Origin of the sequence: Ectopseudomonas chengduensis, assembly GCF_900102635.1 — a bacterium.
GTDB classification, from domain to species: Bacteria; Pseudomonadota; Gammaproteobacteria; order Pseudomonadales; family Pseudomonadaceae; genus Aquipseudomonas; species Aquipseudomonas chengduensis.
Genome location: NZ_FMZQ01000016.1, coordinates 58,570 through 79,383 on the forward strand (window position 1 = coordinate 58,570; position 20,814 = coordinate 79,383).

The 20,814-nt window shown below is 61.4% G+C and carries 18 protein-coding genes; 6 read left to right on the forward strand and 12 right to left on the reverse strand.

Annotated features, from left to right (window positions below; all coding sequences use genetic code 11):
- Positions 1-24: 24 nt before the first annotated feature.
- A complete protein-coding gene (gene mexE / locus BLS08_RS21750) occupies positions 25-1,263 on the reverse strand; it encodes a multidrug efflux RND transporter periplasmic adaptor subunit MexE (protein WP_017676911.1) in 1,239 nt (412 codons plus the stop codon).
- 186 nt (positions 1,264-1,449) lie between these two features.
- Positions 1,450-2,364 (reverse strand): LysR substrate-binding domain-containing protein, encoded by a 915-nt coding sequence (locus BLS08_RS21755; RefSeq protein WP_017676910.1) that lies wholly within the window; start codon positions 2,362-2,364, stop codon positions 1,450-1,452.
- A 218-nt stretch (positions 2,365-2,582) separates the two neighbouring features.
- Between BLS08_RS21755 and BLS08_RS21760 the strand changes: the two genes are divergently transcribed.
- From BLS08_RS21760 to BLS08_RS21775, 4 genes are all read left to right on the forward strand, one after another.
- Positions 2,583-3,605, forward strand: a complete 1,023-nt coding sequence (locus tag BLS08_RS21760; RefSeq protein ID WP_017676909.1) for a zinc-dependent alcohol dehydrogenase family protein — start codon at positions 2,583-2,585, stop codon at positions 3,603-3,605.
- A 200-nt stretch (positions 3,606-3,805) separates the two neighbouring features.
- Positions 3,806-4,699: a chemotaxis protein CheV gene (locus BLS08_RS21765; protein WP_017676908.1), complete on the forward strand. Its 894-nt coding sequence runs from the start codon at positions 3,806-3,808 to the stop codon at positions 4,697-4,699.
- Between the two features lie 164 nt (positions 4,700-4,863).
- The gene (locus BLS08_RS21770) at positions 4,864-5,367 is read left to right on the forward strand and encodes a hypothetical protein (RefSeq protein WP_017676907.1); all 504 of its coding nucleotides are present in this window, start codon (positions 4,864-4,866) and stop codon (positions 5,365-5,367) included.
- A gap of 207 nt (positions 5,368-5,574) precedes the next feature.
- On the forward strand, positions 5,575-6,438 hold the full coding sequence (locus tag BLS08_RS21775) for a helix-turn-helix transcriptional regulator (protein WP_017676906.1): 864 nt from the start codon (positions 5,575-5,577) through the stop codon (positions 6,436-6,438).
- Positions 6,439-6,484: 46 nt separating this feature from the next.
- Here the strand turns inward: BLS08_RS21775 and BLS08_RS21780 are convergent, their stop codons facing one another.
- Entirely contained in the window at positions 6,485-7,690 is a 1,206-nt protein-coding gene (locus tag BLS08_RS21780) for an NAD(P)/FAD-dependent oxidoreductase (RefSeq protein ID WP_017676905.1), read from the reverse strand.
- A 127-nt stretch (positions 7,691-7,817) separates the two neighbouring features.
- Between BLS08_RS21780 and pdxR the strand changes: the two genes are divergently transcribed.
- Positions 7,818-9,317 carry a MocR-like pyridoxine biosynthesis transcription factor PdxR gene (pdxR, locus tag BLS08_RS21785; protein ID WP_017676904.1) on the forward strand — a complete coding sequence of 500 codons (1,500 nt, stop codon included), beginning with the start codon at positions 7,818-7,820 and terminating at the stop codon, positions 9,315-9,317.
- Positions 9,318-9,350: 33 nt separating this feature from the next.
- On the opposite strand, the gene BLS08_RS21790 is transcribed toward pdxR, so the two are convergent.
- The 8 genes from BLS08_RS21790 to BLS08_RS21825 form a co-directional block, all read right to left on the reverse strand.
- The gene (locus tag BLS08_RS21790) at positions 9,351-10,604 is read right to left on the reverse strand and encodes an OprD family porin (protein ID WP_017676903.1); all 1,254 of its coding nucleotides are present in this window, start codon (positions 10,602-10,604) and stop codon (positions 9,351-9,353) included.
- A 347-nt stretch (positions 10,605-10,951) separates the two neighbouring features.
- Positions 10,952-14,020 (reverse strand): error-prone DNA polymerase, encoded by a 3,069-nt coding sequence (locus tag BLS08_RS21795; protein ID WP_017676902.1) that lies wholly within the window; start codon positions 14,018-14,020, stop codon positions 10,952-10,954.
- A complete protein-coding gene (locus BLS08_RS21800) occupies positions 14,017-15,426 on the reverse strand; it encodes a Y-family DNA polymerase (RefSeq protein WP_017676901.1) in 1,410 nt (469 codons plus the stop codon). The genes BLS08_RS21795 and BLS08_RS21800 overlap by 4 nt, the downstream gene beginning before the upstream one ends.
- A 7-nt stretch (positions 15,427-15,433) precedes the next feature.
- The gene (imuA, locus tag BLS08_RS21805; protein WP_026088565.1) at positions 15,434-16,051 is read right to left on the reverse strand and encodes a translesion DNA synthesis-associated protein ImuA; all 618 of its coding nucleotides are present in this window, start codon (positions 16,049-16,051) and stop codon (positions 15,434-15,436) included.
- A 624-nt stretch (positions 16,052-16,675) separates the two neighbouring features.
- A complete protein-coding gene (locus BLS08_RS21810; protein ID WP_026088564.1) occupies positions 16,676-17,587 on the reverse strand; it encodes a bifunctional GNAT family N-acetyltransferase/nucleoside diphosphate kinase regulator in 912 nt (303 codons plus the stop codon).
- A 156-nt stretch (positions 17,588-17,743) separates the two neighbouring features.
- The gene (locus BLS08_RS21815) at positions 17,744-18,178 is read right to left on the reverse strand and encodes a PA2169 family four-helix-bundle protein (RefSeq protein WP_017676898.1); all 435 of its coding nucleotides are present in this window, start codon (positions 18,176-18,178) and stop codon (positions 17,744-17,746) included.
- A 79-nt stretch (positions 18,179-18,257) separates the two neighbouring features.
- The gene (locus tag BLS08_RS21820; RefSeq protein ID WP_017676897.1) at positions 18,258-18,722 is read right to left on the reverse strand and encodes a ferritin-like domain-containing protein; all 465 of its coding nucleotides are present in this window, start codon (positions 18,720-18,722) and stop codon (positions 18,258-18,260) included.
- A gap of 129 nt (positions 18,723-18,851) precedes the next feature.
- On the reverse strand, positions 18,852-19,403 hold the full coding sequence (locus tag BLS08_RS21825; protein WP_017676896.1) for an ATP-dependent Clp protease proteolytic subunit: 552 nt from the start codon (positions 19,401-19,403) through the stop codon (positions 18,852-18,854).
- Between the two features lie 418 nt (positions 19,404-19,821).
- Between BLS08_RS21825 and BLS08_RS21830 the strand changes: the two genes are divergently transcribed.
- Positions 19,822-20,235 carry a CopD family protein gene (locus BLS08_RS21830; protein ID WP_017676895.1) on the forward strand — a complete coding sequence of 138 codons (414 nt, stop codon included), beginning with the start codon at positions 19,822-19,824 and terminating at the stop codon, positions 20,233-20,235.
- 79 nt (positions 20,236-20,314) lie between these two features.
- Here the strand turns inward: BLS08_RS21830 and BLS08_RS21835 are convergent, their stop codons facing one another.
- Positions 20,315-20,773 carry a DUF2231 domain-containing protein gene (locus tag BLS08_RS21835; RefSeq protein ID WP_013715587.1) on the reverse strand — a complete coding sequence of 153 codons (459 nt, stop codon included), beginning with the start codon at positions 20,771-20,773 and terminating at the stop codon, positions 20,315-20,317.
- Between the last annotated feature and the right edge of the window lie 41 nt (positions 20,774-20,814).

Consider the following 20,814-nt stretch of genomic DNA (forward strand, 5'->3'; position numbering starts at 1 on the left):
TCTTTCCTCTGGGCGCGGTCTGGATCAGCCGCGCGGCGAGCGAGCTTCGATTTTTTCGGCGGCGATGCGCGGGGCCTGGCTGCCATCGACGGCCTGGCGCATACGAGCCAGCCGTTCGAGGGTACTGTCATCTGCCATGGACACCGGTTGCGGATCGACGGTAGAGCCAGGCATGGCGCGCTGCAGACCGTTGACCACGATCTTCTCGCCCTTGCTCAGGCCGCTGCGGACGATGCGCAGCCCTTCGAGCTTCGGCCCCAGCTCGATTGAGCGATAGGCCACGGCGTTGTCGTCACCCAGCACCAGCACGTACTTCTTGCCCAGGTCGGTACCGACTGCTTCGTCCTTGATCAGGGTGGCGGCGTAGGGCTTGCTACCCACCAGTTTCAGACGCGCATACAGGCCCGGGGTAAAGCGGCCATCCTGGTTGTCGAACACGGCGCGGCCACGAATGGTGCCGGTGCGCGGGTTGACCTGGTTGTCGAGAAAGTCCAGCTGGCCCAGGTGCGGGTGGTCGGCTTCATCGGACAGACCGAGGTACACCGGGCTGGCACCACGGGCGTCGGAGCCGGATTGACGGGCCAGCTCGACATACTTGAGGAAGGCGCGTTCATCGGCATCGAAGTAGGCGTAGACCTTGTCGGTGGAGACCACCGAGGTCAGCAGGCTCTCGCCGGCACCGACGAGGTTGCCTTCGGTGATTTCGGCGCGGCTGACGCGACCGTCGATGGGCGCAGTGATGCGGGTGAAACTGAGGTTGAGGCGGGCGTTTTCCAGCTCGGCGGCGATTGCAGCGACCTGAGCCTGAGCTTCGGTGGCGGCGCTGGCACGGGCATCGGCCAGTTCCGCGGAGATGGCGTTGCTCTGGCGCAGGCGTTCGCCGCGGCGCGCTTCATTGGCGGCGCGCGCCTGGTTGGCACGGGCCTGCTGCAGTTGGGCTTCGAGGCGCTTGACCTCGGCCTGGAATGGACGCGGGTCGATCTGGAACAACAGGTCGCCTTTCTTTACCAGGGTGCCTTCGCTGAAGGCGACGCGGTCGATGTAACCGGAGACGCGCGGGCGAATCTCGACGGATTGCGGCGCTTCGAGACGCCCGGTGAACTCGTCCCATTCGTTGATCGGCTGTTCGATGACTTCGGCGACGCTGACCTTGGGAGCGGGCATTTGCGCCTGAGTTTGCGCAGCCTGTTCGCACCCGCTGAGTGCGAGTACGCCGGCGAGGGCCAGGGGGAATATCCAGATGTTCTTTTGCTGCTGTTCCATGGGTGACTCCGCCAGTCGGATTTGTGGATTGGCGGAGTCTGCGACGAGTCTCGGAGGGCTACGAATCGAATGCCATGAACTTGAATATCATCGGGAATGATAAAAGACGCACTTATATCAATTTCGATCTATGAAGGTGCACAAAGGTGCCTGCCGGCACTTAGGTGGTGCGTTTCCGGATATTTATCAGAGGCTGTCCGGGTCGCCGCAGAACATCTGGATGCGCGAGCGCAGCCAGCGCTCGGCTGGGTCGTTGTCCTGGGCTCCACGCCAGGCCATGTGCAGCTCGAAGGTCTGCGTCTGCAGCGGCAGATCCTCGGCGCGCAGACCACCAGCCGCAGTCAAGGCAGCGGCGGTGTAATCCGGCACGCTGGCGACGATATCGGTTTCCGCCAGCAGGGTGGCCAGACCGTTGAACTGCGGAACGGCCAGTACGATGTGGCGCTCGCGCCCGATCTTGGCGAGTTCATCGTCGATGAAGCCGGTGAGGTCGCCGGCGAAGGACACCAGCGCATGCGGGCGCGCGCAATAATCATCAAGGCTGAGCGCACCGGGTACGGTGTCGGCACGCAGCAGTTTGGCCTTGCTGCGGCGGAGAATCTTGCGCTTGGCGTTGGCCGGAAGCTCCTCGGTGTAGGCGACGCCCACCGAGATTTCGCCTGAAGCCAACAGCCCCGGCATCATCAGATAGTTGGTGCGGCGGATCACCAGCACCACGCCGGGGGCTTCGGCGCGCAGACGGCGGAGCAGGGCGGGCAACAGGGCGAACTCGACGTCATCGGACAGACCGATGCGAAACACCGCCTTGCTGGTGGCGGGATCGAAGTCGGCGGCGCGGCTGACAGCGGTGGAGATCGAATCCAGCGCTGGCGAGAGCAGGGCGAAGATCTCCTGCGCGCGCGGTGTCGGCTCCATGCTGCGACCGGTACGCACGAACAGCGGATCATCGAACAGGGTACGCAGTCGAGCAAGCGCCGCACTGATGGCGGGCTGGCCGAGAAAAAGCTTCTCCGCGGCTCGCGTCACGCTGCGCTCGTGCATCAAGGTCTCGAAGACGATCAACAGGTTCAGATCGAGGCGGCGCAGGTCGTTGCGGTTCATCCGGGTACCATTCGAGGGATACGGGCCTTGTCAGCACGGCGCTGCAAATGAGAGCCTTTGCCCGGGCAATAGTACGGGCAGTGTGCAGCGGATTGAAAGTCGCTGAATCACTGACAGGCATGAAGACTATCGATAGAGTCTGATAGTGTCGCCGCCGCACAGCGGATAGAGTCCACAGTCATTGAAGTGTTAATCCGCGATCAAGCTCGAGGTAAGCGATGTCCCGCATGATCCGTTTTCATAAGTTCGGCGATGCCGATGTGCTCCAGTACGAAGAGGTTCCGACCCCTGTGCCCGGCCCTGGCGAAGTCTTGGTGCGCGTTCAGGCCGTCGGCCTGGGCTGGAAAGACGTGCTGTGGCGTCAGAACCTGGCGTCCGAACAGGCCAAGCTTCCGGCCGGCACCGGTTTTGAACTGGCCGGTACAGTGGCTGTGCTGGGCGAGGGCGTGAGCGACTTCGAAGTCGGCACCGCCGTTGCCGGCTTCCCGGCGGGTACGCCGAATCGTTATCCGACCTGGGGCGATCTGGTGCTGATGCCCAGCCATGCCCTGACTCGTTATCCCGACGTGCTCAGTCCGGTCGAAGCCAGCGTTCATTACACCAGCCTGCTGTTCGGCTACCTGGCACTGAACGATCTCGCTCACCTCAAGCCTGGCCAGCATGTGTTGATCACTGAGGCCAGCCACTGCATGGCACCACAGACCGTGCAACTGGCCAAGGCGCTGGGTGCCAAGGTCATCGTATCCACCAGTTCTTCGGAGGATCGCGAGTTCCTGCGTGGCCTGGGTGCCGACAAGGTGATCGCCACCGAGGAACAGGACCTGGTCCTGGAAGTCGAGCGCTACACCGAAGGCAAGGGTGTCGAGGTGATTCTCGACCAGTGTGCCGGCCCGCAGATGAAGCTGCTGGGTGATATCGCCGCGCCGCGTGGCAAGCTGATCCTGTACGGCATCAATGGCGGCAACGATACGGCTTTCCCTGCCTGCGCCGCATTCAAGAAGCACCTGCAGTTCTTCCGTCACTGCGTGCTGGATTTCACCGGGTGCCCGGAGCTGGGAATCGAGCCGAACAATGATGCCGTGCAACGCGCGCTCACGCACATCAATCAGATGACTGCGGACCGCCTGCTGACGCCGGTGATCGACAAGGTGTTCGACTTCGAAGATTTCGTCGAAGCGCATCGCTACATGGAAACCTGCCCGAACCGCGGGCGGGTGGCCCTGAAACTGGCCACGGATTAGGCTCTGTACAAAAGTGCCTGCGCTCGGTGATGCTGCGTTAAAAACAGGCTCAGAATGCTCATTTACAGCTCGTAAACTGCGCTTCTTCGCCTGTTTTTGCCTTGCCTGACCTTCGCTCGACGACTTTTCGCACAGACCCTAAAGTCCTTGGCCATGCGGTCGCTATAACCTAGGTCTACGTTCGTTCTAAGGATAGGTACATGAGTCTGGTTACCGGCGACGCGCTATCGCTGTTGTTGTTTCGTTTGCATAGCGGCCGCCTGCTGGGGATCAACCTGCTCAAGGTCAACGAGATCATTCCCTGTCCAGCCTTGACCAAGCTGCCCAATCGTCACCCCAACGTGCGCGGCATCGCCACCTTGCGCGGCGCCGCGATGACGGTGATCGACCTGGCGCGCGCCATCGGCGAACGCGGTGCGGCTGACGAAGACGATGGTTGCCTGATCGTCACCGAGTTGAGCCGCTCGCGTCAGGGGCTGCACGTGAAAAGTGTCGAGCGTATCGTGCAGTGCTCCACCCGCGATGTGCGTCCGCCACCCGCCGGCTCCGGCGCGCGTGCCTTCATTACCGGTGTGACACAGATCGATGGCGCCATCGTGCAGGTTCTCGATATCGAGAAGGTACTGCACGACATTGCCCCTGCGCTGGAGGAAGCTCCCGTCGGGCAACTGCTCGATGGCCAGGATGCCCGCCTGCTGCAAGATCGCCGCGTCTTGCTGGTCGACGACTCGCAAGTCGCGTTGCAACAGACCCTCAACGTACTGCGCCAGCTGGGGCTCGATTGCACCGCAGTGCGCAGTGCCCAGGCTGCCCTGCAGCAACTGCACGAATACCATCAGGCTGGCATGCCATTCGAGCTTCTGGTCTCGGACATCGAGATGCCTGAGCTGGATGGCTACAGTCTGGTTCAGGAAATTCGTCGCAGCCCCGATATTGCCGGCACCTACGTGCTGCTGCACACCTCGCTGGACAGCACCATGAATACCGAGAAGGCGCGTTCGGTCGGTGCCAATGCGGTACTGACCAAGTTCTCCTCGGTCGATCTCAGCCAGGCACTGCTCGATGCCTTCCGGCAAATGAGCGGGCAGCACTGAGCTCCCCCTGCAACCCCTTGCCGCTTGACGGCAAGGGGTTGCCTCGCCTCCTTTCTACCTGATTATAAAGTTCAATACTTTCAATTGGTTAAGCGCGCCTCGTGAGCTGGCATGCGCTTTGAATCAGTACGCCTGGCAATTGCAACTCAGTCAAGGAGCACGGCATGAGCACGATTGGAGGTATTGGCAGTTACGGTGGCATATCCCTGACGGGATTTCGCAACAAGCAGAGTGAAGAGCAGGGCGAGCTGGCCCAGTTAGCGCGCAATGTCGAGAAGACCACGCGCACGGCGAACGCCGAGTCCGAACGCGAGTTCCGCGCCAGGCAGGCTACGGAGGAGGGCTTCGCGCGTTTGCGCGTCGCTCTGCAGAACGCGTCAGACGGCAAGGTCGAGACATCCGTCAGTTCAGGGCAGGTGGAAAAGCCATTGGGCGACGAGGGCGGTAACGCCGCGCTGGAGGCTTTCAAGGCCTATATGGCGATGACTCCGGCCGAGAAGATGCGCGACAGTATCCTCAAGGAAATAGGCATGACCGAAGAGGAGATCGAGGCGCTGCCACCTGAGCAGCAGAAGGCAGTCGAAGAAGAAATTGCCCAGCGCATGGAGGAGCGAGCCAAGATGCAGGCCCAGTCAGAAGACAATGGTCATTCTTATGGGCTGATCTGATCGGCGTGCGCCTTGTTGGATGGGTATTTCAGGGTTGGGCCTGCGAAAAAACCGTGATGTAAATCACGGATGATTCTCCGTCCTGGTGAATAACCGTTGGAATTTTCATGGGTTGAACTGTCTATCAATCGACGACGGTTCAACCCATGGGCTCTAACCGGTTGAGCTTTCACCACCCTAGAGAATCTTTATCAGGTCATTGCCAATATGGATGTTCTTTCCGAGTTCTTCGAGCGCACGAGCCTGCAAGGGCGACTGTTATTCGCCGGCCCGGTAGACGGTACCCTGGTGCTGGATAAGCCCCCTGGCATGGCATTCATCCACGTCATCGAGCGAGGTGCACTGGATATGGTGCACGCCGACAAGCCTCGCATCGCGATCAGTGAACCCAGCGTTTTGTTCTGTCCCAGCACCTGCTGCTACAAGTTGCGTGCGCACCAGCCCGGTGGCGTGGATCTGATCTGCGCCTCGTTCCAGTTCGGGCGTTCAGGGCAGCAGCCATTTCCATTGGGTCTCCTGGAAACCCTGGTGTTTCCGTTGAGCGCCCTTGAGCAGCTCGGGCCGGTGATCGGCTCACTGGTCAACGAATTCCGGACACAGGCACCCGGCCGGAGCAAGGCGTTGAACCTGCTGTTCGAATATGTGTTCGTCCTGCTGGTACGCCGCGCGGTGAACGAAGGGCGCATAACCAGCGGCCTGCTTTATGCGCTGCAGGACAGTCAACTGGGGCCTGCGCTGATCTGCATTCACCAGGAACCCCAACTGGCCTGGAGCGTCGAGCGTCTGGCCGCGTTGGCGAAGATGTCGCGTACCAAGTTCGCAGCACTGTTCTCCGAGGTCATGAGCATGACGCCCATGGCCTATGTGACTGCCTGGCGCATGAAGGTGGCGCAGGACCTGCTGCGTGAGGGGAAGCCGATCAAGGTGATCGCCGATGCTGTGGGCTACGCCTCGCAGGCGTCGTTCTCACGCACCTTTGCCCAGCAGGTCGGGCAACCGCCAGGCGAATGGTTGCGGGCTGAAGGGGAGGACCCGCCGGCGAAGCTGCAGGTACAGATTTACCGCGATTGAGCGTGACATGCCCAGGACAGCCGACGCCCTGGGCATGCCTCATCGATCAGGCGACGACCGGAATCAGCGGGTCGGCGGCTGCCAGAGCGATCTCGCGCTTGGCCTCCGGCGGGTAGATCCACTGGGTGTTGATCTGCATTTTCAGCTCTTTGCCTTCCTTGCCGGTCAGCACCACCTTGCGCTCCCAGCCTTCGGTGAACACAGCGCCCCAGGCGCCCAGGTCCAGGCAGGTGACGTACTTGGGTTGGCTGTAGGGAATCGGCTCGACACCCAGCAGATCGGCTGCAGCGTTATTGCCGGAGGAGCGGCCGAGAGCGATGGCGTGCTGGCAGGTCATCAGTGCGTGGTTGCCAAGTTCATCCACCGCGGCATAGGCGGTATCGCCGGTGGCATAGATGGCGTCCTGACCCAACACTTTCAGGTTGCGGTCGACGTGCAGGCGGCCGAAGGCATCGCGCTCGCTATCGATCTGCTGCGTCAGCGCTGAGGCCTTAACCCCGACGGTCCAGACTACGGTGCTAGCTTCGATACGTTCGCCGTTGTCGAGCTGGACGCCATGCTCATCGACCATCGACACCGGGCTACCGAGCTTCCAGGACACGCCCAGTGTGTCGCTGGCTTCGGCGATCACCGAGGCGATTTGCTCGCCCATGACGCTGCCAACCTGTTTGCCCATGTCGACGACGATCACCCGCACATCGACCTCATCACCCAGAATGGCGCGCAGCCGCGCCGGCATTTCCGTAGCCGTTTCGATACCGGTGAAACCACCGCCGACCACCACCACGGTGTTACGCGCCTGGCTGGCCGGTTTGTCACGCAGGTTCTGCAGATGGGTTTCGAGTTTCTGCGCCGCCTCCAGGCTGTCGACATCGAAAGCGAAGCGGTCGATACCGGCCAGTGGAGGTCGGGCGACCTGGCTACCGGATGCCAGAATCAACCGGTCGAAATTTAGTTCGGCCTGCGCGCCGCTTGCATTGCGATAGATGACTCGCCTGCCTGCGGCATCGATACGGGTGGCGCTGCCTTGCACGAACTGCACGCCGACCGCATCGAACAACGGGCCTAGCGGTGCAACGGTGGTGCTCAGGTCGCTTTCATAGAAACGCGGACGTACGCGCAGTTCCGCTTGCGGAGCGAGGAGGGTAACGGCGACGTCCAGGCGCTGGTGCTGATCCAGCAGGCGAACGGCGCTCAGCGCACTCCACATACCGCCGAAGCCGGCACCGATGATCAGGATCTGCTGTTTCATATCGTGAATTCCCATAGTCGTTGAAGAAAAGAAGTGTTGGCTGGCTACGGGATCGATTGTGTGGTTGTTTTGGATCAGGGTATTGATCCAGTATCTGCAAAAATAACTAGTCCACTTCGAGGACCCTATGCCACTCGATAAAACCCCACCGCAAGTGGTCTTTCTGCCGCTGGGAACGCCGGAGGAGGGAGTCAGCCTGCAGGGATGGCTATACGAGTCGCTGCGCCGCGCGATTCTGAGTGGGCGCCTGCCCGCTGGCAGCAAGCTACCCAGTACTCGCTCCATGGCCGAGTACTACGGCCTGGCACGCGGGACGGTGCAGGCGGCCTATCAGCAGTTGCTTTCCGAAGGCTATCTGCAAGCTCGAACCGGCAGTGGTACGCGCGTCAGCGAGGTATTGCCAGACCCGACGCTGAACGCCGGATACGTTCGGCGCAAGGTGGTGGCCGAGGTGCAAGAGAAGCGCACAGCTCCTGACACGCCCTGGCTAAAGCGTCTGGCCGAGATCGAACCAATCTTCTCTCGGCGAACGCTGCCAACCGGCGTGCGTCCGTTCTTTCCTCACCGTGGCGATATCAACGCCTTTCCCATCGACCTGTGGCGCAAGTTGCACACCCAGCAGTTGCGCAGCTCGCGCCTGACGATGTTGCTCGATGCCGACCCGGCAGGCCTGCCCGAGCTGCGTGAAGCCATCGCCGGCTATCTGGCCATCGCCCGTGGGGTACAGGTTTCACCGGAGCGCATCCTGGTGCTCGGCAGCGTGCAACAAGGCTTGGATATCTGCCTGCGCTTGCTGGCTCCAGGCGACTCTCAGGTCTGGATGGAAGATCCCGGTTATCCCGGCGCACGGCAGTTGATGGACATCTCAGGTGTGACGCGAGTGGACGTGCCGGTAGATCGTTCCGGCATCAAGGTGGACGAGGGGAGGCGCTTGGCGCCTGGCGCTCGGTTGGCTTACGTTACGCCCTCACGCCAGGCCCCACTGGGTGGTGAGCTGTCGCCGGCACGGCGCCTGGCCTTGCTGAAATGGGCGGCAGAGCAGGGCAGCTATATCTTCGAGGACGACTACGACAGCGAGTACCGCTTCATCGCCAAACCCATTCCGGCGTTGCGCTCCATGCCGGGCGCCGAGCACTCGGTGATCATGGCTGGCACCTTCAGCAAACTGCTGTTCCCCTCGATTCGTCTGGCCTATCTGGTGCTACCTGAACATCTTGTGGAGAGTTTCACCCGTGCCTCGGCGCTGATGTCGCGCCATGCCAACAGCCTGGCGCAGGCCGTGCTGGCCGATTTCATCCATGAGGGGCATTTCGACCGTCACGTGCGGCGCATGCGCAAGATCTACGCAGCGCGTGCCGACGCCTTCGCCGAAGCCGCGCACAAGCACTGGCAAGGGCTGATCGAGGTGCCGGAAATTCGTGCAGGCATGGATATCGCCTGCCATTTGCAGGTGGAGAACGAACAGGAAGCTTTCGCGCGTTTGCAGGTTGCCGGTATCGACGCATTGCCACTGGCGAGCTACTGCGTCGAGGCAAGGCCACCAGGGCTGGTAATGGGCTTTGCGCCTTATGAAGAACGCGCCATCGAGGATGCCGCCAGGGCTGTTGCGCACACCCTGCGCGGTTGAGAACTGCCCCGGCCTCGGCCGGGGCAGCGACCATCAGAGGATGCTCAGCGGGTATTCGACAAAGGCACGGATCTCGTTGAGATCCGGCCCTACGTCGGTGCTGGAGCGGTAGATGGAGTTACGCAGGCGCAGATGCAGATCCTTGGCCGCGCCACTCTGGAAGGTGTAGCCGATCTGGTTGAAGATCTCGCGCTCGGTGCCATTGTTGTCGCTGCCGGTATCGATGTTGTCACCGCGTACGTAGGCGAACTTGTAACGCAGACCCGGCACACCGTACTTGGCAAAATCCAGCTCGTAGCTGGCCTGCCAGGAACGCTCGTCCTTCAGGTTGAAGTCCGAGTAGTAGGAGTTGGCTACATAGATGGTTCCGCCGCCGTCGCCATAATCTTTGGCAAATCCGGCATCGCCACTGTTGCGCTGGTGCGCGACGATGAAGGCATGGGCGCCGATGCTGTACTTGGCCGCCAGGCTCCAGATGGTGTTGCGGTCACCTTCGCCATCGCCGCCGTAATCCAGGGCTGCTACGGAACCGGTGTCGTACTTGGTGCGATAGATGTTGAAGTCGAAATTCAACGCCTGTTCGGCGGCCAACACCAAGTTGTAGTTGACGTTGGCGTAGTAGCGTTTGTACATGTCCTCAAGATCGGCGTGATACACCGCCAGGCTCAAATCGTCGCTGACGGCGTAACTGCCGCCGAGCACATCAATGCTCTTGAGGCGATTGGGGTCGCGTGCCGAGTCGCCCATCGGGCTGTCCGCGGTGAAGCGACCTGCGTTCAGCTCCAGGCCTTCGATCTCGTTGCTGGTGACCAGCGTGCCAGTGAAGGACTGCGGCAGCAGACGGCTGTCGTCATGGGCCAGAACCGGCAGGGAAGGGAACTGGTTGCCGTACTTGATCACGGTATTGGATACGCGCAGTTTCACCGCACCGCCAGCCTGGGACAGGTCGTCCACCGGGCGACCTTCGCTGTCGGTGTCGAAGAACGCGCGATAGTTGCGGCCGCGACCGCTGTCGAGCTTGACCCCGAGCAGGCCGAAAGCATCGACGCCGAAGCCGACGGTACCCTGGGTGAATCCGGACTCGAAGGTGGCGATGAAACCCTGCCCCCAGGTCTTGGCGTCGTTGGTGTTGTCCTTGTAGTCACGGTTGAAGTAGGCGTTGCGCAGCAACAGATTGAGGCTGGCGTCTTCAACGAAACCGTTGGCTTCGGACTGGCTGCTGGCATGAGCCAACTGCCCGCCCAGCGCGAGGCTGCAAGCCAGCGCGAGACAGTGCTTCTTGTGCATGAGTGCTCCCGGTGTTGGTGTGCTGTTTTCAACGCGCCTCACATCGAGGTAAGGCCCGGCCCAGAGGGCGCGCTTAGAGTTATCACCCTGCCAGCAGATGCACTATTCAAGCTGATCGATGATCACTATCAACGACTTCGATGCGGTGTTCGGGAGGATCGGCGATAGGCTTCTCCCCGATGAAGATTCCATAGGCGGCGGTTTTTGCAACACTCCCGGAGGCCGTCGCTCTGGCTCCACTTCATCTCCTTTGGTTAAGACGACTTGTGGCCGCCTGGTGATCCAGTGCGGCCTTTTTTTATGTTCATCTTTCCTGATCTTACGTGCGCAGCGGTTGAAGTGACGGGTCAGTGAAAATCCCGACTGCGTATATCCAGGCCCGTCAGCATCGTCGTCATGTCCGTCAGGCGCCCGGCGATCACGTGGCGCACACCGTCGACGGTCTCAAGATGGCCATCGATGCGCAGCATCTGCGACTGCACCAGAACTCGTCGCTGCCGCTCAGCCAGGTCGTGCCAGACGACCACATTGACCAGACCGAACTCATCTTCGAGGGTGAGGAAAATCACGCCGCTGGCGGTTTGCGGCCTTTGCCGGCCTATCACCAGACCGGCAATGCTGACAGGCCGGCCGTGCTCAACTGCCTGTAGCTCCCGCGAGCTCTTGCAGCGTATCGCTCGCAGCGCCTGGCGCAGCAGGGCCAGAGGGTGCGGACCGAGCGTGGTGCCAAGCGTGGCATAGTCGGTCAGTAGGTCTTCTCCTTGCGATGGTGCAGGCAGACTCAGGATTTCTTCGCTCGGCGCAGATACGCCGGCGAACAGCGGCAACTGTTCCTCGACACCAGCCACCGCCCAGCGCGCCTGATAGCGGTGGCCAACCAGGCCGGAGAGAGCGCCTGCATCGGCCAATCGCTCGCGCGCCGATGCATCCAGGCGTGCACGTATGCTGAGGTCTTCGACATCACGGAATGCGCCGCACTGGCGTGCCTGTTCGATACGGCGCGCGTCGTCTTCGCGCATGCCACGAATCATCCTCAGACCCAGGCGAATGGTCGGCTCGCCATGTTCATCGGGCTCCAGGCTGCAATCCCAGTCGCTGTAGTGCACGTCCACGGGACGCACCTCGACATCATGCCGCCGTGCATCCTGCAGCACCTGATCCGGGCTGTAGAAGCCCATCGGCCAACTGTTGACCAGCGCGCAGGCATAGGCAGCAGGCTCGTGGCACTTCAGCCAGCAACTGGCATAGGCGAGCAGGGCGAAGCTGGCCGCATGCGACTCGGGAAAACCGTAACTACCGAAGCCCTCGATCTGGCGGAAGATCCGCTCGGTGAATGCCTGCGTGTAACCCTTTTCCAGCATGCGCGAGGTGAGTCGCTGACGATGCGGTTCGAGCCCGCCATGACGCTTCCAGGCGGCCATGCTGCGGCGTAGTTCATCCGCCTCGCCGGGTGTGTACTCGGCAGCGACGATGGCCAGCTCCATGACCTGCTCCTGAAACAGCGGTACGCCGAGCGTGCGCTCGAAGACCGGCTTGAGTTCATCCGAGGGATAGTCGATCGGTTCTTCGCCGTTTCGCCGACGCAGGTAGGGGTGCACCATGTCGCCCTGAATCGGCCCCGGACGGACGATGGCCACCTGGATCACCAGGTCGTAGAACGCCTTCGGGCGCAATCGTGGCAGCATCGCCATCTGCGCACGGGACTCGATCTGGAACGCGCCAATGGTGTCTGCACGGCAGATCATGGCGTAGGTGGCCGGGTCTTCCTTGGGCAGGGTGGCCAGCGTCCACTGCGTGCCCCGGTAGCGCTCGATGAGACTGAAGCAACGGCGCAGGGCGCTGAGCATACCCAAAGCCAGCACGTCGACCTTGAGCAGGCCGACCCTGTCCAGATCGTCCTTGTCCCACTGGATGACAGTACGCTCGGCCATCGTCGCGTTCTCCACCGGCACCAGCGTATCGAGGGCGTGCTCGGAAATGACGAAACCGCCCGGATGCTGCGATAGATGGCGAGGGAAGCCAATCAACTCGCCGGTCAGTATCAGCACGCGCCTGAGCAGTGGATTCTGCGGATCGAACCCCGCCTCCAATAGGCGCTCGGGCGCTGGCGGGCCGCTGCTCCAGCGGCCACAGCAGTCAGCCAGCGCATTGACCTGATCAGGCGGCAAGCCGAGGGCCTTGGCGACGTCGCGTATCGCCCCGGCGCCGTGATAGGTGTTGACCACGGCCGTGAGCGCCGCACGCGTTCGGCCGTAGCGACGAAACACGTACTGGATGACTTCTTCACGGCGTTCATGCTCGAAATCGACGTCGATATCCGGCGGCTCGTTGCGCTCGCGGGAGAGAAAGCGCTCGAACAACAGCCGGCTGTGGGTGGGGTCCAGCTCGGTGATACCCAGGGCGAAACAGACGCTCGAGTTGGCCGCCGACCCCCGGCCCTGGCAGAGGATCTGCTGCTCGCGGGCAAAGCGGACGATGTCGTGCACGGTCAGAAAGTAGCTTTCGTATTCCAGTTCGGCGATCAGCGCCAACTCGTGTTCGAGCTGCGCGCGGGCCCTGTCCGGCACTCCCTCGGGCCAACGCTCAGCAGCGCCGCGCTCCACCAGAAAGCGCAGCCAGGACGTGGCGTCATGACCTTCTGGCACCAGCTCGTGCGGGTAGTGATACTCCAGTTGCTCGAGATCGAAGTGGCAGCGCTCGGCGATGCGCAGGCTCTGTGCGAGCAGCTCGGGCGGATACAGCTCGGCCAGCTCCTCAACTCGGCGCAGATGCCGTTCGCCATTGGCAAACAGATAGGCGCCGGCCTCTGCCACGGGCAGATGATGACGGATGGCGGTCATACAATCCTGCAGGGCGCGGCGGCCACGGGCATGCATGTGTACGTCGCCACAGGCCACGGCCGGCAGGTCGTGATCACCTGCCAGCTCGAGCAGGCGCTGCAGGCGCGCGGTATCGTCGGCGCCACGATGCAACTCAACGCCCAGCCACAGATGCTCGGGAAACAGCGAGCGAAGCCAGGGCAGGGCGCTGGCGTCACCGTCGCTGAGCCAGATGGCCAGCAGGCCATCGAGCGGCGCAACGAAATCCTCGTGCAGCAATCGGTAGGTGCCTTTTGCCGCTCGGCGCCGCGCCCGGGTGATCAGGCCGCATAGCGCCTGATAGCCCGCCAGGTTTTCGGCCAGCAGCACCAGCTTCGGGCCTTTCTCAATGAGCACCTCGCTGCCTACGATCAGCTTTACCCCGGTTTTCTTCGAGGCTTCCCAGGCGCGCACGATGCCGGCCAGGGTGCATTCATCGGTGATTGCCAAGGCGCGATAGTTCAGTCTTGCCGCACGCTCGAACAACTCCTGCGCACTGGACGCGCCGCGCTGGAAACTAAAGTTGGACAGGCAATGCAGCTCGGCGTAATCGCTCATGCGAACCAGCCGTGCAGCAGCAATGGCCCATCACTACCGACCGGGCGATACGCCCAGCCGCGCTGACCGGCACGGGTTTGCACCACGTAATAGTCGCGGCGCACATCCTCGCCATCCCACCAGCCGGACTCGATACGCTCCGGGCCGGAGAGGATGCGCAGTGAGGCCTCACGCAGCGGTTGGGGTTCGCTCAGCAGCCAGCCGGGGCGCGGGCCGCAGGGAGGCAGCAAGGGGTTGGTAGGCTCATTTTGCCAGGCATGCTCGGGGCGGTGATCGGCTCTGGCACCGAGGCCATGCAGAGCGTCATCACCGAGGCGCGCCCTTAGCCGCTCGCGTAATTGCTCCCAGGGCTGGTTCTGCTGTGGACGCTCGTCGAACAGTTGCTGATGCTGCGGCGCGAAGGTCGGCAATTCACGCGCCTCCAGCCGCACGGCCAGCACCGGCGCTGGTAGCTGCTGATGTTCCAGACGGCCACGTGTCAGCTCGAACAGCATGCCGGGATCACGCTCGGCGCTGAGCAGACCCACCTGTATCTGCGTATCGGCACCCGCGCGGTGTTCCAGATGCAGGGTGAAACGCTGCACGCCACTATCACGACAGGCCAGGTAAGCCGCCAGATCGGCTGTCAGCCGGCGCAACGGGAACAGCAGTGCCTGATGCGATTCCACTTCGAAATTCAGCTCGATACGGGTATCGAAAACATCCGCAGGCATGAAGAAATCCAGCGCTAACGGACGCTGGCCAGACAGGGTATCGAGATGACGTAGCACTTCGGCAGGGAAACGCTTGGCCAGGCTGTCACGCGGCAGAGCCAACAGCTGCCGCAACTGCCTGAGCCCCATGCGATTGAAGGCCGTGGTTAGCGTGGCGGATAGCCCGAGCCGATCCACTGGCAAGGGATCGAGCATCTGCTTGAGCATCCGCTCATCACTTGCCATCAACCCATCACCGACATTGACCAGCACTCGGGCCGCTGCCGGATTCGGCGCGACGGCAATGCGGTGCTGGAAGGCCAATGCCGAAAGCTCGGCGCGCAGGCGTGCTTCGAAACGCGGCCAGGGGCCGAACAGTCCCAGACTGGACTGCACCTCCAGCAACAGGCAGCGCGGATAGTGCAGGCTGACCTGGGCACTGAAGCCATAGGCCCAGGCGGCCAGAAACTGCTGCCAGCGCTCGATGGCCGCAAGATCGTATTCTGCCGTGGCAAACCCACGTGTCAGCGCCTGCGCTGCAGTCAGTGACTGGCCGGGCTTCAGCCCCAGGGCTCGGGCTGCCGGGTTGACCGCCTGTAGAACGCGCCGTTGTGGCGAGCCGGTAAGCAGCACCAACGGCTCATCAGGATTGGCGCGGTGGCGCTGCACGCCGTCCATGGCCAGTTGCGGCAACAAGATGCAAGCCCAGAGCATGGCAGGTTCAATGCCAGGCAAACGCGAGCGGCTGCGCAGGTGGTAGACCACCGCGACACTTGATCACCCGTAGCTGCGCTGGCTGGCTGTCGAGCACCAGTCGTAGTGCTGCCGGTGAAGGATTGGCCGCTTCTGCCTGCGGCCGATAGGCGAAAGCTAGGGTTTGTCCGGTAGCCGCTGCCACTTGCAGACGTCTCAGCGAGCGATCATCGGCCTGACGCAACCAGCTCAACACCGCGCCACAACTCCCCGAACGCAAGCATTGTTCGGCAGCCCACAGGGCATCGCGGCCATCTGCCTGGATGATGCTCAGTTGGCGTAAATCGACGCCGGCATGAATCCAGGCCTGAGGGTAGGGCAGATGAGGAGGGGAGATCAGCACCACCCGCTCGCCTGAAACCGTCAGACTGGCAAGGGTCGGCCACAGCAAACTCAGCTCGCCAATGCCAGGCGCAGTCGTGAGAATTTCACTGAGTGCAGCCCTAGGCCAGCCGCCACCTGGCAGTACGGCGTCGAGAAACTGATGTCCAGTTGAGAAATTGGCGCCCGATGGCGATGAAACGACCTGGCCTCGCCATACGCGGCGAGCGTCGATCAACCGGTCAAGCGCGACCACGGATGACATGGAGGTAACAACCAAATACTGTATATGAATACAGTATTGTTTGAGCCAACGCATGGGTCAAGAGAATCGCGATAAGGTGCTCAACCTGGTTACCGAGACGCAGCCGAGTCAGCCGAATAAATCCGTCCGGAGCATCGCGTCGATCCAGGCAATCGCGATCTACGTACAACCAACCCATACGATCCGTCGTGTTGTGTTGTGTTGTGTTGTGTTGTGCAGACACTGACTCGAAGCGAAGCGAACCCATATGGCATCTCGGAAATTTATCGCAGCACGCATCTAGGACTGTCGAGCGCAAAGCGAAGCTGCAGATGCGGTTGAGAGAATGACCAAGCGAAAGGTCTCAAGGCCCATGGGAGTATATGGATCATGGGAACGATGAAACCCGGCGTTTCAAGTGTCTGGGAGCCAACGTAGGTGATTCAGTCTGGCCAAAACGAGAGTAAAGAGCCCTACATTGGATAAGCCTTGGTTTCGCATAATGTATATTATGTTAAATTACGTATTGGCTTGAGTATGCGCTGAACCGCTATGACAGCTGGTTCGCATCAGGCACGTAAAGCGATCCCCCGCTCTTTGGGAGATACTCATGCCTGATGAGCGAATCCTTAGCTGAAGGCGCAATTACAGGTGGTAATCGCCTGCGGCCTCCGGCTGATATAGCACTTTCCTGATCTCGATCCGGCGGGTCCGATCAGACACTCGCCAGTCGATGGCGTCTCCCTCCTGATAACCCAGGATGGCTGCGCCGATGTCGGAACACACGGAATGCTTGCCGGCGCTGCTGTCCGCGTCTTCAGGGTAAACCAAGGCCACTTCGATCTCTTCGTCATCCAGCTGCAACAACGCCCTGGAGTTCATCGTGACGACATTGCACGCCACCTGTTGCGGCTTGACTACGATGGCCCGCTCAAGCTCATGTTCGAGTTCAACAATGGCCGGGCCTTGCTCGAGCGCGATCAGACATTCGAGCCTGGCCTTGTCGATTTCAGTGATATAGATCCCCGTGGAGTCGCCAACGGCACCTGCGCGCAGTAACTGGAAATAGCGCCCCGCCGTCATGGCAAATGACTTCAATGTCGGCGTTTCGCTCTCAAGCAGAAAACCGCTGCGTTGAAATGCTTTCAGCGAGCGCACGTTGTCCGGATGGATCTTGGCGATGAGCTTCTCTGCCCGGATGTCGAGGAAAGCCAGTTTCATGCCTTCGCGGATCGTACGGGCGCCAAGGTTTTGCCCCCATTTGTTGCTGTCTCCGATGGCCAGGACTATCTCGCACTCCCGGCCGGTCTTGATCAAACGGACAAAGCCCACCGGGGCGTCCTGCCGGTCGTAGGCCATGAAGAATCGGCCGCCCCGGTTGAACAGATGGGTCAGGATCGGCAATTGAGTTCGTTCGATGGCTTGCTCTATGGAGCGGGAAACATTACGCGAATCGCTCAGGTAGCAGGTGACGCGCTCATCCTGCAACCACTCCATCAGCGTCAGCGCGTGTGCCCGAGTAATTTCAGGGCACAGCGAAATGAAAGGCTTGTTCATCTTCACCACACACTTATATGTAAAGAATGAAAGCCCTTCATGGCTATGGCCATGACGGTTCTTTCGGCAACCGGCTACTTTAAGCCATAACGCGAGTAATGCCGAACCGCCAAAGCAGTCCTCCACGGGTTGAGCCACCCTCTCCTGCAGTTGTCGCTACAACTGCGTGCGTATGATTCTTTCGAATTCAACACTGCGGCTGCTGTGCTCCTGCAACTGCTGCCGAAACTGCGGTGACAGCTGCTCCGCGAGCACTTGCTCGAAACCGTGGCGAATTTGTTTTTCGGTGCGCAGCGCCGCGCGCAAACGGGCGCGGCCGCGCTCAGGTAACAGCGAGGTGGTCACGCTGTTCCAGGCATGGCGAAGCATGCCGAACAGACTTGGATGCTGTGTCGGTCGGCCGCCATAGGTAACGATCTGATTGTGCAGGCAGGCCATCAGCGCCGAGCACTGCTGTTCGCGCTCGCGAAATAACCGCTGCTGCTCGGATGTACTCGCGCTGCCTGCAAGACGTCGATAGCTCAAGCTGGCGTCGTGGCAAGTCATCAGAAGGTGGTTGAGCTGGGCAATGGTCTTGTCCAACGTCGGCATGCGCTACGCCTCCCCTGCGCACTCGGATGCACAGAACTGACACCGGGTGCGCGCAGTGTTGCGGCACCCGGTAGACGGATCAGCTCTTGGCACGAGCCACGTCACGCATCGCTCTGACTTCATCGTGATTGCGCAGCACGCCCTGATACTGACGCTCCACCATGCTGCGGATTTCTGGGGGCAGATTCTTGGTCAGCGCTTCACTGTAGCGCTCCTTGGCCACGTCTTCGCCGCGCTCGGCTTCGTTGAGAATGGCCTCTTCGTCCTTGCCGGTGACCAGTGATTTCAGGTCGACCCAGCGGCGGTGCAGGTCTGCCCCCACGCTGGTGCTGTCCTCTGGCTCGCCGCCCAATTCCAGGACGGTCCGTTGCAGTTCTTCCGCCGCTTCGGCGCATTGCCGCGAGCGTTGCGAGAAGAGCTGCTTCATGTCGGGTCGCTTGACGTCTTCGGCGCAGACCTTGAAGCCTGCCTCGCCGTCCTTGCAGGTTTCGATCAGTTTGTTGAGGGTGCGTACCAGGTCTTTACGATCGTCGGTGAGATCCATGTGTTGTCTCCGGGCCGGCTAAACGGCCATTGCTGGGTGGTATGTCCCGTCTTGGGGCCTACATGGATTCCGACGTGCAGGCTGCGCTGATCGTTCAGGGAATATTCCAAGCAGCAAGCTGAGCCGGCTTCAGGTATGCACGCACCAGTTGACTGCCTCGGCCGGCATGCCGAGGCAGTCTTCACGGTGAATCACACCGGTTGCCAGTGCCTCGGAGACGTTGAGAATGCGCGGTGCGGACATCAGGCATTCGAGTACGTTGAGGGGCGCTTCGGCGCCAGCGGTGCACTCGGCGACGATGCTGGCGTAAAGCTGCAGATCGTAGTCCAGGCTCATGGCGTATTCGGACATGCGCGCGTGGTCCACGGCGCCGTTGACCGTCCAGTGAAAGGGATGAAACAGGAACTTGCTATGCGGGCAGGCCGTGCGTGTTTCGCCGGCAAGAAAGATGATGTTGCCCATGGATTCGACGGTGCCGAGGTTGTGCGTCTTCACGGGCACCGGGAGCGAGATGAGGAAGTTGTAGAGGGAGAAGCCGTAGCTGCACTCCCCACCCATGGTGGCGATCTTCAGCACCAGCTCATCGGCGCCCTGATGGATGGCCTGGCTGCATTTGTCGATCAACTGACCGCAGGTGTAGGAGTTGATCGGTGCGGTGAAATGCACGACGTGGGTTCTCATGACGGTCTCCTCTGCAATGAAATGCCTTTGCGCGGCCTTCTTTTGCAGTGAGTGAAAACGCACGGGAGGGTTTCAATTTTCTGCGCCTCGATGGCCGTGCGGATCATCACAAGCCCGGCAAAAAGCTTGAACGCAAACCAGCCAGTGGAACTCTGTTTATTTCAGGGGAGCTTTGTCAGGGGCCGTTTCGTGACCTGGCAGGCGCAATTGCGCCAAATCGAACGAGCATCTTGCTTCCCCAGGGCCGCCGCACCGTCTCCTCCTTCTCCTTGCGGCGGTTCCTTCTTTTCTGACTGGAGAGGATCCTGGCCCGCTCTGGAGAGTGGCCGAACTCAGACACCATCAGGCAGTCACAACGTCGTGGCCTGCCCCACCAGGGCCACGTGCTCGCAACGAACGGACGCATGGGAGAGCATCGATGCCACTGCTCAAACTGCTGCATTTCATGGCGCTGATCTGCTGGTGTGGCGTGCTGCTGTACCTGCCCGCGATGATCGCTGCCGGCACGCGCGCCAGCGACGAGATGTTCTATCGCGACCATGCCCACCTCACCCGCACCGTCTTCAACATGATCGCCACGCCAGCCGCTCTGCTGGCCATTGGTTCGGGCACCGCGCTGTTTTTACGTGAGTCGATTTTCGACCCATGGTTGATCGTCAAGCTCACCACGGTCGCGGGGATGGTGCTCTGTCACGCCCTGTGCGGCGTGCTGATCCTGCGTATCGAACGTGCCGCCGAACCTGCGCTGCGCCGCGACTGCCTGTTGATCGCTTTGCTGCTGAGCGCCCTGATCGGCGCCACGCTCTGGCTGGTGCTGGCCAAACCCTTCTGATCATGGAGTATTCGAGAATATGCCCGGCCTGCCCCGCTCTCTCTACCGTCCAGTAGCTGGCAAGCCGGAGCCGATTGGTTCAGCGTGTATCGACACCCACGCCGTGCTCGTACACCAGGCGCCCGCCCAGATAAGCAGCCAGGCCAATCAGCGCTGCGGTCAGCAGCGACAGGTACAGGCCCCAGCGCTCCATGCCCTGCTCCGGCCCCGCGTAGCGCAGCAGCCAGTTCAGCGATGCCAACGACAGCATCATCACCGCGATGATGGCGTGGCACCAGGCGGTGATCTTGCGCCGGATGCTGCCAACCGTAAGCAGATCGACCAGCCCCGCCATGCTCGCCACCCAGCCACCGAAGGCGCCGACGCCCGCCAGCCAGAGACTGGCACGTGCCCAGAACGGATCGGCCAGCAGCAGATAGGCGATATCGGTCGCCACCAGGCCCAGCAGCGCGGCTACCGGAAAGTGGATCATCATCGGGTGCAGCGGATGCCCGGCGATGGCGGCGCGACTGACGATAACTTCCTTTATTTCGGCCATCCCGGCCTCCCTGTACAGGTGAATGATGAGGTGAAACGGGC

Bases quoted from the DNA above. Each gene is read 5' to 3' on its own strand.
- mexE (WP_017676911.1), bottom strand. From the start codon at position 1,263: ATGGAACAGCAGCAAAAGAACATCTGGATATTCCCCCTGGCCCTCGCC.
- BLS08_RS21755 (WP_017676910.1), bottom strand. From the start codon at position 2,364: ATGAACCGCAACGACCTGCGCCGCCTCGATCTGAACCTGTTGATCGTC.
- BLS08_RS21760 (WP_017676909.1), top strand. From the start codon at position 2,583: ATGTCCCGCATGATCCGTTTTCATAAGTTCGGCGATGCCGATGTGCTC.
- BLS08_RS21765 (WP_017676908.1), top strand. From the start codon at position 3,806: ATGAGTCTGGTTACCGGCGACGCGCTATCGCTGTTGTTGTTTCGTTTG.
- BLS08_RS21770 (WP_017676907.1), top strand. From the start codon at position 4,864: ATGAGCACGATTGGAGGTATTGGCAGTTACGGTGGCATATCCCTGACG.
- BLS08_RS21775 (WP_017676906.1), top strand. From the start codon at position 5,575: ATGGATGTTCTTTCCGAGTTCTTCGAGCGCACGAGCCTGCAAGGGCGA.
- BLS08_RS21780 (WP_017676905.1), bottom strand. From the start codon at position 7,690: ATGAAACAGCAGATCCTGATCATCGGTGCCGGCTTCGGCGGTATGTGG.
- pdxR (WP_017676904.1), top strand. From the start codon at position 7,818: ATGCCACTCGATAAAACCCCACCGCAAGTGGTCTTTCTGCCGCTGGGA.
- BLS08_RS21790 (WP_017676903.1), bottom strand. From the start codon at position 10,604: ATGCACAAGAAGCACTGTCTCGCGCTGGCTTGCAGCCTCGCGCTGGGC.
- BLS08_RS21795 (WP_017676902.1), bottom strand. From the start codon at position 14,020: ATGAGCGATTACGCCGAGCTGCATTGCCTGTCCAACTTTAGTTTCCAG.
- BLS08_RS21800 (WP_017676901.1), bottom strand. From the start codon at position 15,426: ATGCTCTGGGCTTGCATCTTGTTGCCGCAACTGGCCATGGACGGCGTG.
- imuA (WP_026088565.1), bottom strand. From the start codon at position 16,051: ATGTCATCCGTGGTCGCGCTTGACCGGTTGATCGACGCTCGCCGCGTA.
- BLS08_RS21810 (WP_026088564.1), bottom strand. From the start codon at position 17,587: ATGAACAAGCCTTTCATTTCGCTGTGCCCTGAAATTACTCGGGCACAC.
- BLS08_RS21815 (WP_017676898.1), bottom strand. From the start codon at position 18,178: ATGCCGACGTTGGACAAGACCATTGCCCAGCTCAACCACCTTCTGATG.
- BLS08_RS21820 (WP_017676897.1), bottom strand. From the start codon at position 18,722: ATGGATCTCACCGACGATCGTAAAGACCTGGTACGCACCCTCAACAAA.
- BLS08_RS21825 (WP_017676896.1), bottom strand. From the start codon at position 19,403: ATGAGAACCCACGTCGTGCATTTCACCGCACCGATCAACTCCTACACC.
- BLS08_RS21830 (WP_017676895.1), top strand. From the start codon at position 19,822: ATGCCACTGCTCAAACTGCTGCATTTCATGGCGCTGATCTGCTGGTGT.
- BLS08_RS21835 (WP_013715587.1), bottom strand. From the start codon at position 20,773: ATGGCCGAAATAAAGGAAGTTATCGTCAGTCGCGCCGCCATCGCCGGG.